This is a genomic window from Bradyrhizobium sp. SZCCHNS1022, from assembly GCF_032484835.1.
Taxonomy (GTDB): domain Bacteria; phylum Pseudomonadota; class Alphaproteobacteria; order Rhizobiales; family Xanthobacteraceae; genus Bradyrhizobium.
Genome location: NZ_JAUETT010000001.1, coordinates 1,953,332 through 1,967,555 on the forward strand (window position 1 = coordinate 1,953,332; position 14,224 = coordinate 1,967,555).

A 14,224-nucleotide genomic window follows, 5' to 3' on the forward strand; every position below is an offset into this window, starting at 1 on the left:
TGAAATTACTCAGCCGCCTGCCGCGCCGGCAGCGCGTTCGGCAACTTCGCCACCAGCGCGGTCAACTCCGCCATTTCCGCCTCCGTCAGATCGGTCAGCGGCGGACGCACCGGACCGGAATCGCGGTCGATCACCTTCATGCCGGCCTTGATGATCGAGACCGCGTAGCCCTTCTTGCGATTGCGGATCGCGATCAGCGGCAGGATGAAATCCTTCAGCCCTGCATGGATCGCCTCATGATCGCGTCGGCGCACCGCGGCGTAGAACTGGGTTGCGAATTCCGGCACGAAGTTGAACACCGCCGATGAATATGTCGTGACGCCCATGTCGAGATAGGGCAGGGCGAAGGTCTCGGCCGTCGGCAGGCCGCCGATATAGGTCAGGCGGTCGCCGAGCTTGGAATAGACCCGGGTCATCAGTTCGATGTCGCCGATTCCGTCCTTGTAGCCGACCAGGTTCGGGCAGCGCTCGCACAGCTTTGCCAGCGTGTCCGGCTGCAGAATCGCGTTGTCGCGGTTGTAGACGATGACACCGATCTTCACGGAGGCGCAGATGGCCTCGACATGGGCGGCGAGGCCCTCCTGCTCGGAATGCATCAGATAGGGTGGCAGCAGCAACAGACCGTCGGCGCCGGCCCTCTCGGCACCAAGCGCGATCTCGCGCGCGATCGCGGTGCCATAGCCGGTGCCGGCGAGCACGGGCACGCGGCCCTTGGTTTCCTCGACCGCGACTTTCACGACCTGCGGGACCTCGGCTGCGGTCAGCGAGAAGAACTCGCCGGTGCCGCCGGCGGCGAACAGGCCGGCGACGTCATAGCCGCACAGCCAGTCCATGTTGGAGCGGTAGGTCGCTTCGTCGAAGGAATAGTCCGCCTTGAAGGGCGTCACGGGGAAGGAAAGCAGGCCGCCGCCGATCCGGGTCGCCATCTCCTTTGGGGTCATGTTGCTCATCGCGCCGCTCCTTTGGGAAATCCGTAACGGACGCAGAACTTTCGCACCAGACATCGCGTCCTTCAGGCCTTTCGTTAAGGCCAAGTCCGATGCCGGTCCAAGCCAATCACGGTATCGATCGATATCGGATCGGCATCAATCCTCGCCGTGCTGCAGGGTCGCAAGACTGCCTGCGATGTCGACCAAGGCAGGCAGCAACGGGTTGTCGTGCTCGCGCCGCCAAACCATGAAGAGCTCGACCGGAGCAGCATTGCGCAGCTTCAGCGGGCGCAGTTTCACGTCGGCGATCTTCAGGCTGCTCGCTGCCTGCGGGACGATCGCGACGCCCAGCCCGGCGCGCACCATCGAGAGAATGGAATGGATCTGGCTGAGGTGCTGGACATAGCGCGGCAGCACCTCGGCGCGCATGAATTGCGACACCAGCAGATCGTGGAAATAGCGCGCTTCCGACGGCGAATACATGATGAAGGGCTGGCCGTCGAAATCCTTGATCGAAACACTATCGACGGAGGCGAGCCGGTGCCGCCGTGGCACGGCGGCGAGCAATTGCTCGGCCACCACGCGCTTGGTCGCGAGTTCCGGGCGTGCGATCGGCGGCCGCAGCAGGCCGGCATCGATCTGTCCCGAGGCGAGGGCCTCGATCTGGTCGCCGGAGACCATCTCCTTCAGCGACAGGTCAGCCTCGGGCAATCGCGTCCGGCAGGCGGCCAATAGCTCCGGCATGAAGCCGTAGGCCGCAGCCGCGGTGAAGCCGATCTTGAGCGAGCCGCTCTTGCCTTTGGCAATGCGGCGCGCAACCTGCGCTGCGCTTTCCGCCATTTTCAGGATGCGCCGCGCCTCGGGCAGGAAGCTGCGCCCGGCCGGCGTCAGTTTCACCGAACGGCTGGTGCGCTCGAGCAGCGCTGCGTCGATGATGTGCTCGAGCACCTGGATCTGCCGGGAGAGCGGGGGCTGCGTCATGTTGAGCCTGGCGGCGGCGCGGCCGAAGTGCAACTCCTCGGCCACGGTGACGAAGCAGCGGAGCTGGTTGAGATCGAACATCGATGCCTCCCTGGCATGGATCGAGCTGGTGCGGAACGCGCATTAGCATTGATCACACCGGGTGAAAATGTGGGGAGAAGTGCGCCGATGGCGGTCGGACCCCTCCCCCTTGCGGGGAGGGGTCGGGGGTGGGGGTCCACGAGTCGCGCTCGATACGAGAGAGCGCGCATTCAATCAGTATCCCGATCGATGAGTCATTCGGCTCAGCGACGGCTGCGGTCTTGTTCTCGCGCGTCCGTACCGATGAATTGCAATATCGGAGATACTCACGACGGTCCGCGCGTGGGGACCCCCACCCCCCAACCCTTCCCCGCTGGGGGAGGGGAGCGGACTGCGGTTGCGATACCATTTGATACGATGCACGGCGCGCGTAAAAAAAACGGCGGCCGAGGCCGCCGTTGAAGGTGAGCCACCCACGCGAGGTGCTCAGGAGGTTCGCAATTGGACTCGCTCGATCTTGCCGACGATAAAGAGATAGGCGATCGCCGCGACCAGCGCGTTAAGGCCGACGAAGACCAGGGCGCCGTTGAAGGAGCCGGTGGCGGCCAGGATGTAGCCGATCACGATCGGCGTGGTGATGCTGGAGAGATTGCCGAAGGAATTGAACAGGCCGCCGGAGACGCCGCCGGCTTCCTTCGGCGAGGTGTCGGAGACGACCGCCCAGCCGAGCGCACCGATGCCCTTGCCGAAGAAGGCCAGCGCCATCAGGCCGACCACCAGCGCCTGGCCTTCGGCATAGTTGCAGCCGATGATCGCCATCGACAGCAGCATGCCGCCGACGATCGGGATCTTGCGCGCCAGCGTCAGCGATCCGGTCCTGCGCAGGATGGCATCGGAGATGAAGCCGCCGAGCACGCCACCGATGAAGCCGCACAGCGCCGGCAGCGTGGCGACGAAGCCGGCCTGCAGGATCGACAGCCCGCGCTCCTTGACGAGATAGACCGGGAACCAGGTCAGGAAGAAATAGGTCAGGGTGTTGATGCAGTACTGGCCGATATAGACGCCGAGCATCATCCGGTTGCTGAGCAGCTGGCCGATATGCGACCAGCCAGGTCCACTCGACGCGGACTTGGCTTCCTTGGCGCCATCCAGATCGACCAGCGCGCCGCCCTGGCGGATGTAGTCGAGTTCGGCCTCGTTGACTGCCGGGTGCTCCTTGGGGTCGTACATGGTCTTGATCCAGAGCGCGCCCATCACGAGCCCGAGCGAGCCCATGACAGTGAAGACATGGCGCCAGCCGAACTCATGCGCGATCCAGCCCATGAGCGGGGCGAAGATCACGGTCGCGAAATACTGGCCCGAATTGAAGAAGGCCGAGGCGGTGCCGCGCTCATTGCTGGGAAACCAGGCGGCGACGATGCGGGCATTGGCCGGGAAGGAGGGCGCCTCGGCGAAGCCGACCAGGAAACGCAGGGCAAACAGCATCGTCACGGCCGCGCCGCCGCTCAAGAAGCCGATCCAGCCCTGCAGCATCGTGAATACCGACCAGGTGAGGATGCTGATGGCGTAGACCCAGCGCGAACCGAAGCGGTCGAGCAGCCAGCCGCCCGGCACCTGCGCGATCACATAGGACCAGCCGAAGGCGGAGAACACGTAGCCCATCGCGACCGGATCGAGACGCAGTTCCTTGGAGAGCGCAGAACCCGCGATCGAGAGTGTTGCCCGGTCGGCGTAATTGACGGTCGTGACCAGGAACAGCATGGTCACGATGAACAGCCTGACCCGCGATCGTCGCGCCTCGGCCACCGACACAATTGCGCTCATGCGCAACACCTCCCTGGATTTTTTCCTCTTTGGCCTGTCTAGAGAGGCGCAGGCCGCCGGTCCAAGCCGAAGCCTGTATCGATCGATACAAATTTTGTATCGATCGGTTTGCAGCCGCCTAAAAGTTGGATCACATCATGCGTGTCCAGCGCCGCCGATGAACGTCGTGCGCGAGGTGCGTCGGGGCTGTGAGGCGCGGGCAGAAACGCAAATGGCCGGGCTAAGCCCGGCCATCACGCTTGGCGACGAAGCTGGCGATCGTGTCAGTTCACATAGTCCGGATCGGTCTTCTCCAGCATGCGCTTGAATGCGGCCCATTCGCTGTCCGGCCGGCCTTCCTGCTCCAGCTTGTCGTAGCCCTTGGCATATTGCTCGGCGGTGTGGCGAGCGATGTTGTCCGACACGTGGTTGATCTCGGCGCCGGATGCCTGGATCGCAAGCTGTGCCTTGCAGGAGCGCTCCAGGTTATGCATCAGCTTGAAGGCTTCCGCGACCGAGCGGCCGCAGGTCAGCAGGCCGTGGTTGCGCAGCACCAGCACGTACTTGTCGCCGAGATCGTTGATCAGGCGCGACCGCTCGTCGAGGTCGAGGGCGATGCCTTCGAAGTCGTGATAGGCGACGCGATGAGCGAACTGCAGTGACCATTGATTGAGCGGCAGCAGCCCGCATTTCAGCGACGACACGGCGACGCCGGCAACGGTGTGGGTGTGCAGCACGCAGGCGACGTCGGGGCGAGCCATGTGAATCGCGCTGTGGATGGTGAAGCCCGCCGGATTGATGCCGAGTCCGAGCGGATCGTCGGTCACCTTGCCCACGATGTCGACAGTGACGAGGTTGGAGGCTGTGACCTCCTCGAAGCGCATGCCATAGGGATTGATCAGGAAGCGGTCATGGGTGCCGGGAAGCCGGACCGAGATGTGGGTGTAGATGCTGTCATCCATGCCGAGCCGGTGGATCAGGCGGTAGGCGGCGGCGAGATCGACGCGCGCCTGCCTGTTCGCATCCGTCAGGGTCTCGGGCTTCACATGCGTGGTCATCATCTGGCTTGTCCTTGTGCCGTTTGCCCGAACTTTCGTTCAGGGGCGGCGGACGAGCAAGCTCAAACTGTCGACAGCCGGCGCATAGGAGTTAGTCGCATGCGGCGGAAGCGCGGGCATTGTTCCGCGCGATGGAAGTCTCGTCACGGGAGGCCGCCAAGGATTTGGCGGTCTGCGCTTGTGCTGTCCGTTCGCGCGTGCACAATTCGGCATCTCTCAAACAGGAGTGATGTCAGGTGAAGGCCGTCTACAGCGAGCTGCATCGCAGCCACGATCCGCAATTCTACCTGGTGCGCGGTGTGGTCAAGCGCACCACCGAACAGCCCGAACGTGCGGATCGTCTGCTGGCAGGCCTGAAGGCCGGCAGCCACGAACTGGTCGCGCCGATCAATTTCGGCCAGGGGCCACGTGCGCGCGTGCACAGTCCCGAATATCTGAGGTTTCTGGAGGAGGCGTGGGACGCCTGGGCGGCGCTCGGCGATTCCGGGTCAGAGATGATCCCGAACATGCACCCGGTGCGTAACGCCGGCACCTATCCGACCCATATCGTCGGACGGCTCGGTTGGCACACCACCGACACCTCCGCGCCGATCGGTCCCGGCACCTGGGCCGGCGCCTGCGCGGCGACGGACATTGCGACCACGGCGGCGCAGCTGGTGATGGATGGTGAAGACGCCGTCTATGCGCTGTGTCGTCCGCCGGGCCATCATGCCTATCGCGATATCGCCTCCGGCTTCTGTTTCATGAACAACAGCGCTATTGCCGCCGCGCATCTGCGTCTCACCCATGAGCGCGTCGCGATCCTCGATGTCGACGTGCATCACGGCAACGGCACGCAGGGCATCTTCTACGATCGCGGCGATGTGCTGACGGTATCGATCCACGCCGATCCCACCTATTACTATCCGTTCGTGTGGGGCTATGCGCATGAGCGCGGCGAAGGCGCCGGCTTAGGCGCCAATCTCAACATTCCGCTGCCGCTGAAGACCGGCGATGACGGTTACATGGCGGTGCTGGGAGATGCGGACAAGACCATCCGCGCCTTCGCGCCGGGCGCGCTGGTGGTGGCGCTCGGGCTCGATGCTTCCGAGCACGATCCGCTCGCCGGCCTTACCGTCACCACGCCCGGTTTCAAACGCATTGGGGCTGATATCGCGCGGCTGGGGCTGCCCACGGTGTTCGTGCAGGAGGGCGGCTATCTCTCGGATATTCTCGGCCAGAATCTCACCGCAGTGCTGGCGGGATTCGAGGAGGCAAGGTGAGGGAACCGCTCTCGGTTCGTCGGATCGCAGCCGCGGGCGGCCTATCGAGAATCATTCGCGGTGGTGGGACGTTTGTGCCGAGACGCTTGAGCTTCGGTCCCATCACTCCGCGTTTAGCAACTGCTAGTCTTTGCGGACTACCTTCCGTCTGATTCTGTTCGGAGGGAAAGCATGAAGCGGCAAATGACGGGGCACGATCGGTGTCGTGCCAACGCTGACATCGTAGCAGCCGATCCAAGCGTCGGACTTCCCGAGCAGGAGTTCGGGCTTGCAGCAATGGCGGGACAGCTCTCCCGCCGGCGCCTATTGACGTCGGCAAGCCTGGCCTTTGGCGCAGCCGCGCTGTCCATCCCAGGCGGTCCTGCTGTCGCCCGACCGCAGGCATCAAGCGGCGCCGGCCTCGGCCGTCCGGTCCGTGTGGCCAAGGATCGGCTCGACGCTCTTGCGGCAAAATTCCATGCGGTGTTCAACGAGCACAACATCCTCCCGCCATTCTCCGCTGACAAGCAGGGGGCGCGCGTCGATGTCGAGCTGCGGCGGCTCACCACCTTCACCCGTGTTCCCGAGACGGGCGAGCGCGTCAAGGTCAGCGGCCTGCTCGCGCTGCCCGCCGATCACAAAGGTCCGCTGCCGGTGGTATCATGGCAGCATGGCACCATCCTGTCCTTCGATCAGGTCCCGTCCAATCTCATCAAGCTGGCGGATCCGAACTACGAGCTGCGCGACAACGTCGATTCGATCGAGACCTTGTTCAACATTCAGCGACTGGTCGGGAACGGTTTTGCGCTGATCGCAGCCGATTATCTCGGCAAGGGGCCGTATCGGGACGGCCGCGGCGAAGCTTATGCCGTAAAAGATGCCACGGTGCAGTGCTGCCTGGACGTGCTGAACGCAGGTCTTTTGGCGCTCGACCAGCTCGGCTTTCGCAAGAGAGCGCTGTTCCTCAACGGCTGGTCGCAGGGCGCGTTGAACACGCAGTGGCTGCGGCAGGAGCTGCAGCGGCGACGCGTGAAGGTGGCGGCCAGCGCGGCGCAGAGCCCGTTCAACAATCTTCCGGAGTCGATGCGCTATTGGGTCACGGCCGGCGCCGACCCGTCGGCCGACAGCGCCTATCCGAAGCCGCCGATCTGGATCACGCCCTGCGTCATCATCCTGCTCGGAAGCTATCGCCTGCAGTATCGGCTCACCGATCTGTTCAAGACCGCGATCAAGCCGCAGCACATCGCGCTGGCAGAGAAGTACTGGTCCGACTACAGCATGGATGACGCCTTCAGCCGAGCGGTGCCACAGCCACCGGACCTTTTGGTCGATGGCTTCTTCGACCGCTTCACCCACGAGACCAACAGCCGCTTCCTGCGTCACCTCGCCGCCAACAGCACGACCTATTGGGATTATGACGCGCCGATGCGGTTCTACTATGGCGCGGCTGACGAGGCGCTACCGCCACGGCTGGTGAAGATGTCGCTCGCGGCGAACGGCCACTTCATGCAAGGCGTTTCAGTTGCCGGCGCCAGCCATCGTGGCACGTTCCTGGCGAGCTTGTACGGTGAAGGCGACGTGGTGGGCGGCAACTCGACCGTGCTCGACTGGTTCAAATCGGCGTTGTGACGGATCGGATCGCGGCAGACAAGTCGTGGGCAGACAACAAGCCGAGCCCGCCGCGGTCTTGAAGGAAGCACCGCGACGGGCTTGCAGGGTCATGCCGATCAGCCGATCGGCACCGCCACGAAGTGAGTGTTGTCGGCGGTCTTGACCCGGATCAGCACGTCATGCTTGCCGTCCGACTTCGCCGTGGACAGCGCATTGCGCAGATCGGATACATTGGCGACGCTCTTGCCGCCGACATCGAGGATAACGTCGCCGGATTTCAGCCCGTGTTCGGCGCCCGGGCCGTCCGGATCCACCGCCGTGATCACGACGCCCTTGCTGCCGGCGCCCGCGACCTGATCCGCCGGCGCAACCGACAGGCCGAGATGCGGCAGGCCGGGAACTGATCCGTTCTCATGCTCGCTCGCGTTGGCCTGCTTCTGCTCGCCGGGCATTGTCGCCAGGGTGACGTTGATGCTCTTGGGTTCACCCTTGCGCAGGATGTCGAGCTGACGCTGGTCCCGGGGCTCATGCCGGAGATCTCGCGGGCCAGCGTGCGGGAGTCCTTGATTGCGTTGCCGTTGACCGCGGTGATCACATCGCCTGCCTGGATGCCTGCCTGCGCGGCTGGCGTGTCCGGCTGGGCCTCATCGACCAGGGCGCCCGCGGCGTTCTTCATGCCGATACTCTCTGCGATCCCTGCGGTGACCGGCTGCACCTGCACGCCAAGCCAGGCGCGCGTCACAGTGCCCTTGTCCTTCAGCTGCGCGATCACCTGCTTGGCGGTGGCGGCGGGAATGTCGAAGCCGATGCCGACCGATCCGCCGGACGGCGAGTAGATCGCGGTATTGACGCCGACCACATTGCCGTTGACGTCGAAGGTCGGGCCACCGGAATTGCCCTTGTTGATCGGCGCGTCGATCTGGATGTAGTCGTCATAGGGACCGTTGCCAATGTCGCGCCCTTCGGCGGAGACGATGCCGGCCGTGACCGTACCGCCGAGGCCGTAGGGATTGCCGACCGCGACCACCCAGTCGCCGACACGCGGCATCTGGGTCTCGAAATCGACATGGGCGAAGTTGTGGTTGCCATCGACCTTGATGAGGGCGAGATCGGTCTTGGGATCGGTGCCGATCACCTTGGCGGTGTAGGTCTGACCGTCGTCGGTGGTGACTTCGACCGACTTGGCATGATCGACGACGTGATTGTTGGTGACTGCATAGCCGTCAGCGGAGATGAAGAAGCCTGAGCCGAGGCCGGTGATCAGCTGATGCCCCTGCATCTGCGGACCGTTGCCGTTGCCGTAGCGGCGAAAGAATTTCTCGAACGGGGTCCCGTTCATGAAGGGTTGCAGGTCCGGAAGCTCGTCATTGCGGCTGAGCACGTTGCCGTCGGAGGCTTCATCGATGCGCACCCGCACCGAGATCACGGCGGGCTTCACCTTGCTGACGAGGTCGGCAAAACCACGCGGTCCCTGTTCGGATTGCGCTGTGGGCGTGGCTGCGAATGCGCTCTCGGTGAAGTGTCCGGTGGCGAGCGGGCCGGCCAGCATCACGCCGGCGCCGATAATGGCGACCGAGCCGAGCAGGGCCAGCCGGCGCTTGGCAAACGGCCTGCGGCGGGGTGGCTGATTGGTATCTGTCATGATCGTCTCTCTCCGAAATGCGAAAGCTCAACTGCCCCGCTTCGGAGGTACAACGACGGGATTACGGTGTCCTGTCGGGCGAATTAATTGATCCTGTCCGCGGAATTAATTCGCCGTAATCAGGTTGCCGTCATCAAGTTCTTGCCGCGCGTGACCAGGCGCGGACGTCAGCTCGCCAGCGCCTGTGGAGCGCGGGCGGCCAATTCCCGCTCGGCTTCGCGCACGATCTCCATGGTGCGCAACACGCTGGCGGGATTGACGCTGATGGAGTCGATGCCGAGCTCGGTGAGGAAGCGCGCGATCTCCGGATAGTTCGCCGGCGCCTCGCCGCAGATGCCGACATGGCGGCGGTTGCGCTTGGCGCCTTCGACCGCGAGCGTGAGCATCTTCAGCATGCCGGGATCGCGCTCGTCGAAATCGAAGGCCACGATGTCGGAGTCGCGGTCGACGCCGAGCGTCAGCTGGGTCAGGTCGTTGGAGCCGATCGAAAAGCCGTCGAACAGCTTGGCGAACTGATCGATCAGGATGACGTTGTTCGGAATTTCGCACATCATGAAAATCTCGAGGCCACCTTCGCCGCGCTCGAGGCCGTGTCCGGCCATGGTCTCGATGACTTTGCGTGCTTCGTCCACCCGGCGGCAGAACGGAATCATGATCTTCAGATTGGTCAGCCCCATCACGTCACGCACGCGCCGCAGCGCCGCGCATTCGAGTGCAAAGCCAGCTGCATAGGCGGGGTGCGCATAGCGCGAGGCGCCGCGGAAGCCGAGCATCGGATTCTCTTCTTTAGGCTCGAAATCGCGCCCGGCAATGAGGCTCGCATATTCGTTGGTCTTGAAGTCCGACAGCCGCACGATCACCGGATGCGGGTAGAACGCGGCCGCGATGGTGCCGACGCCTTCGGACAGCCGTTCGACGAAGAAATCCGCCGGTGCCTTGTAGCGCGCGGTGAGGTTCTGGATGGTCTTGCGGTCCTTCGCGGAATTGACCTTGTCGGGTGTGGCGAGCGCCATCGGGTGGATGCCGATGTGCTGGTTGATGATGAATTCCATGCGCGCAAGGCCAACGCCCGCATTTGGCATCATCGCGGTCTTGAATGCGACTTCGGGATTGCCGAGATTGACCATGATCTCCGTGCGCGGTCTCTGCAGCGTGTCGATCGCGACCTTGGTCACTTCGAACGGCAATGCCCCGTCATAGACGTGGCCGACGTCGCCTTCGGCGCAGCAGACGGTCACGGTCGTGCCGGTCTTTGCGTGCTTGCTGAAGTTCTCGGTGCCGACCACGGCAGGGACACCGAGCTCGCGGGCGATGATCGCCGCATGGCAGGTGCGGCCGCCATGATCGGTGACGATCGCGGCGGCCGTCTTCATTACCGGCTCCCAGTCCGGGCTGGTCGAGGTTGCCACCAGCACCTCGCCGGGGCGGAAGGCGCGCAGGTCGCGTTCGCTTTTGACCAGGCGGATCTTGCCCGCGGCGATCTTCTCGCCGACGGCGCGCCCGGTCGCGATCGCCTTGCCGGGCTTTTTCAGCGCGTAGGTTTCCAGCGCATCGGGCGTGCGCCGCGAGGCCACCGTCTCCGGCCGGGCCTGGATGATGTAGAGTGCGCCGTCGTTGCCGTCCTTGGCCCATTCGACATCCATCGGCGTCGGCCGGCCGGCCTTTTGCGAATAGTGATTTTCGACGACGATGGCTGCCTGCGCGAGTTCGAGCACGTCGGCATCGGAGATGCAGAACTGGCTGCGCTCGGATGGCGGCGTCGCGACGTTGCGCGTGGTCGTGCCATGTGTCTTCGTCTTCGCATCGGTCTTGGCATAGACCATGCGCTTTTCCTTGGCGCCGAGCCGGCGCGATAGCACGGCACGGAATCCCGCGTTGAAGGTCGGCTTGTGCACATAGAATTCGTCCGGATCGACCGCGCCTTGCACGACGTTCTCGCCAAGGCCGTAAGCGCCGGTGATGAACGCGACGTCGCGGAAGCCGCTTTCGGTGTCGAGCGTGAAGATGACGCCACTCGCGGCGATGTCGGAACGCACCATCTTCATGATCGCGACCGACAACGCCACCTTGAAGTGATCGAAGCCGTTGTCGATGCGATAGGAGATCGCGCGATCGGTGAACAGCGAGGCGAAGCAGCGCCGGCAGGTCTCGAACAGGTCTTTCGTACCGCGGATGTTCAGGAAGCTGTCATGCTGGCCGGCAAAGCTTGCATTGGGCAGGTCCTCCGCAGTGGCCGAGCTGCGGACCGCGACGGCTGCCGCCCTGCCATATTCCTGCTCGAGCAGGCGATAGGCCTCGTTGACCTGCTTGCGCAAATCGGCACGATCGGTTGCGTCATAGACGATCGCGCGCGCCTTGGCCGCGCGCTTGGCGAGATCGGCGATACGGCGCTTGTCGAGGCCGTCGAGCAGCTTGCGAAGCTCGTCGTCGGCCCCGCTCTCGCGCAAAGCGTCGCGATAGGCCGCGGCCGTGATGGCAAAGCCGTTGGGTACCCGAACACCCTGCGGCGCCAGCGCCGAATAGAGCTCGCCGAGCGAGGCGGTCTTGCCGCCGACCAGGGGCACATCCTCAATGCGGAGGTCCTTGAACCAACGGATATAGTCAGGGGCAGTTTGAATTGCCGTCATTCGCCAGTTCTCCCGCACTGCAGCGTCATCGGAACAGTTTGCCGGGTCGCGGGAGGAGTGCCTTGCGGAGGATCAAGCCGGTGCGAATGATAGGCTCTAACACTATGAGCGCGAAGAGAAAGGGAGTGGGAGGAGAAAGGGCATGTCAACGAAATGACGTTAGCGTATCTTCACCGACCTGCCCGCTCGCGCACGATGCATGCTGAAGAAGGATAATGCGATGACGTCCGCTGTCAGGGTTCATCGCGGCACGGATCGCAACGAGCCATGATGCCCGAAGACATCGAGGAGGACGCCAATCGCGAATGGTCGCGGTTCTGGCTCACCGCCCGGCGCTTCTGGTGCGGGCCGGCGGCTTGGCGCGTGTGGGTCCTATGCGCCGCCCTGGTGGTCGTTGTCGTGCTCCAGCTCTACGTCCAGTTCCGCTTCAATTATTGGAACAGGGATTTCTTCGACGCGCTGGACAGCCGCGATCCGGCGCGCTTGCGTCATCAGGCCTATTTGTTGGTCCCGCTCTGCGCCAGCAGCGTCGTGCTCGCCGTTACTTCAGTGTGGGGCCGCATGACCATGCAACGCAATTGGCGGGAGTGGCTGACGAAGAAGGTGACCAACTATTGGGTCGAGAACGAGCGCTACGCGCGGCTCGCCGCCGTGCAGGGCGACCAGAAGATACCGGAATATCGGATCGCCCAGGATGTCAGGGTCGCGACCGATGCGCCGGTCGATTTCGCGCTCGGCGTGATCTCCTCGCTTCTCACCGCGATCATCTTCATCCAGGTGCTGTGGGAGGTCGGTGGATCGATCTCGTTCAGCCTGTCGGGCCATCGGTTCTGGATCCCCGGCTATCTCGTCGTGAGCGTGGTGGTCTATTCCGGCCTCGTCACCGGGGCGATGATCTTGGTCGGTTCGCCGCTGACGCGTGTGATCCAGACCAAGGATCAGGCCGAGGCCGAGCTGATCACCGCGGCGCATCTGCTCCGTGACATCGGCGAAGGCGTGACGCCGAAGCAATTGGCTCCTGGCGTCATCAGCGGGCTCTGGCAAGCGCTGCACCACGTCATCAAGCAATGGAAGCGGTTGTGCTGGCAGCTTGTGCGCACGACGCTGGTGTCGCACACCAACTCGCTGCTGGCGCCGATCATCGGGCTCGTGCTGTGCGCGCCGAAGTTCCTCAACGGCTCGATCACACTCGGTGAGCTGACACAGGCAGCGGCGGCCTTCACGCTGGTGCAGGGCTCGTTCAATTGGCTGGTCGACAATTACGGCCGCGTCGCCGACTGGATCTCCTCGCTGCAGCGGGTCGGCGGATTGCTGCTGTCGCTCGACCGCCTCAACCATCACGGTGCAGCGGCCGATGCCGGCTGTAGTGATGTCACGCCGCCTGCAACTGTACCTCTCCGGCGAGACGGCTGACGTCAATTGGATCGCACAGCGCCGTGCCGGGATGCAGGAGCGCCGCAGCACCGGCGGCAACGGCCCAGCGGAAGGCCTCGTCGATTGCAGCGCCCGCGGCGAGCTTGGCGACGAGAGCGCCGAGAAAGCTGTCACCGGCGCCGACCGCGCTGACCGGCGTGATCGCAAGCGGCCGGGCGCGCAGCACGAGGTCGCGCGTGACCAGGACCGCACCAAGATGGCCCATGGTGAGCGCCACCGTCCCAACCTTGCCGCTGTGAACCAGCGCACGCGCGGCGGTCTCCCATTGCGCCGCATCGGCGAGCTCGCCCCCGGCGAGTTCGCGCATTTCGCGCAATGACGGCTTGATCAGGTCGACTCCCGCCTCTGCGGCGGCGGCCAGCGCCGGCCCGGACGTATCGAGGATGAACCTCGCCCCGCGCTCACGCGCGAGCTTCGCCACCCGGCCATAGAAGTCGATGGGCACACCATGCGGCAGGCTGCCACTGCCGATGACATAACGGGGAAATGGCTCGAGCGCGGTCAGCAGCGCGAGCCCCGCCTGCCACTCGCGCTCGTCGAGCGTCGGGCCCGGCAGGATGAAGCGGTAGGGCTGCCCGGTCGCAGCTTCCTGTACGAAGAAATCCTCGCGCGTCTCGTCGGCTGTCGGAAATGTCAGGCTGGCCACACCCTCGCGTGCGACCAGCTTGTTGAGCAGGGCACCGGTCGCGCCGCCGACCGGGTAGACCGCGGTGACGTTGCCCCCGAACCGGGTGATGACACGCGCGACATTGATGCCGCCTCCACCGGGGTCGCGCCGCTGCGTGGTGCCGCGCAGCTTCATCACCGGCACGATCTTCTCGACCTCCGTCGAGAGGTCGACCGCGGGGTTCGGCGTGATCGTAACGATGTTGCTCAT

9 protein-coding genes and 1 pseudogene are annotated in these 14,224 nt (G+C 64.3%); 3 read left to right on the top strand and 7 right to left on the bottom strand.

Features of this window, described 5'->3' with window-relative positions; translation table 11 throughout:
* Positions 1 to 5: 5 nt before the first annotated feature.
* From kdgD to QX071_RS08915, 4 genes are all read right to left on the bottom strand, one after another.
* A complete protein-coding gene (kdgD, locus tag QX071_RS08900; protein ID WP_315701191.1) occupies positions 6 to 950 on the bottom strand; it encodes a 5-dehydro-4-deoxyglucarate dehydratase in 945 nt (314 codons plus the stop codon).
* A 135-nt stretch (positions 951 to 1,085) separates the two neighbouring features.
* Positions 1,086 to 1,991, bottom strand: coding sequence for a LysR substrate-binding domain-containing protein (locus QX071_RS08905; RefSeq protein ID WP_315701190.1), 906 nt, complete (start codon positions 1,989 to 1,991; stop codon positions 1,086 to 1,088).
* 426 nt (positions 1,992 to 2,417) lie between these two features.
* Positions 2,418 to 3,755: an MFS transporter gene (locus QX071_RS08910; protein ID WP_315701189.1), complete on the bottom strand. Its 1,338-nt coding sequence runs from the start codon at positions 3,753 to 3,755 to the stop codon at positions 2,418 to 2,420.
* Positions 3,756 to 4,018: 263 nt separating this feature from the next.
* On the bottom strand, positions 4,019 to 4,795 hold the full coding sequence (locus QX071_RS08915; protein WP_315701188.1) for a class II aldolase/adducin family protein: 777 nt from the start codon (positions 4,793 to 4,795) through the stop codon (positions 4,019 to 4,021).
* 233 nt (positions 4,796 to 5,028) lie between these two features.
* On the opposite strand from QX071_RS08915, the gene QX071_RS08920 reads away from it, so the two are divergent.
* Positions 5,029 to 6,054, top strand: coding sequence for a histone deacetylase family protein (locus tag QX071_RS08920; protein WP_315701187.1), 1,026 nt, complete (start codon positions 5,029 to 5,031; stop codon positions 6,052 to 6,054).
* Between the two features lie 171 nt (positions 6,055 to 6,225).
* On the top strand, positions 6,226 to 7,662 hold the full coding sequence (locus tag QX071_RS08925; protein WP_315701186.1) for a lysophospholipase: 1,437 nt from the start codon (positions 6,226 to 6,228) through the stop codon (positions 7,660 to 7,662).
* Between the two features lie 98 nt (positions 7,663 to 7,760).
* Here QX071_RS08925 and QX071_RS08930 read toward each other — a convergent pair.
* Positions 7,761 to 9,286: pseudogene (locus tag QX071_RS08930) on the bottom strand (Do family serine endopeptidase).
* Between the two features lie 167 nt (positions 9,287 to 9,453).
* Positions 9,454 to 11,913 (bottom strand): phosphoenolpyruvate synthase, encoded by a 2,460-nt coding sequence (gene ppsA / locus QX071_RS08935; protein WP_315701185.1) that lies wholly within the window; start codon positions 11,911 to 11,913, stop codon positions 9,454 to 9,456.
* Positions 11,914 to 12,183: 270 nt separating this feature from the next.
* On the opposite strand from ppsA, the gene QX071_RS08940 reads away from it, so the two are divergent.
* Complete coding sequence (locus tag QX071_RS08940) at positions 12,184 to 13,326, top strand: SbmA/BacA-like family transporter (protein WP_315701184.1); 1,143 nt, start codon at positions 12,184 to 12,186, stop codon at positions 13,324 to 13,326.
* Here QX071_RS08940 and QX071_RS08945 read toward each other — a convergent pair.
* Positions 13,286 to 14,224 (bottom strand): 1-phosphofructokinase family hexose kinase, encoded by a 939-nt coding sequence (locus QX071_RS08945; RefSeq protein ID WP_315701183.1) that lies wholly within the window; start codon positions 14,222 to 14,224, stop codon positions 13,286 to 13,288. The two genes, QX071_RS08940 and QX071_RS08945, sit on opposite strands and share 41 nt — an antisense overlap.

Excerpts from the sequence above, each read along its gene's own strand:
- QX071_RS08925 (WP_315701186.1), top strand. The coding sequence starts at position 6,226 with ATGAAGCGGCAAATGACGGGGCACGATCGGTGTCGTGCCAACGCTGAC.
- QX071_RS08905 (WP_315701190.1), bottom strand. The coding sequence starts at position 1,991 with ATGTTCGATCTCAACCAGCTCCGCTGCTTCGTCACCGTGGCCGAGGAG.
- QX071_RS08915 (WP_315701188.1), bottom strand. The coding sequence starts at position 4,795 with ATGATGACCACGCATGTGAAGCCCGAGACCCTGACGGATGCGAACAGG.
- QX071_RS08945 (WP_315701183.1), bottom strand. The coding sequence starts at position 14,224 with ATGAGCAACATCGTTACGATCACGCCGAACCCCGCGGTCGACCTCTCG.
- ppsA (WP_315701185.1), bottom strand. The coding sequence starts at position 11,913 with ATGACGGCAATTCAAACTGCCCCTGACTATATCCGTTGGTTCAAGGAC.
- QX071_RS08910 (WP_315701189.1), bottom strand. The coding sequence starts at position 3,755 with ATGAGCGCAATTGTGTCGGTGGCCGAGGCGCGACGATCGCGGGTCAGG.
- kdgD (WP_315701191.1), bottom strand. The coding sequence starts at position 950 with ATGAGCAACATGACCCCAAAGGAGATGGCGACCCGGATCGGCGGCGGC.
- QX071_RS08940 (WP_315701184.1), top strand. The coding sequence starts at position 12,184 with ATGCCCGAAGACATCGAGGAGGACGCCAATCGCGAATGGTCGCGGTTC.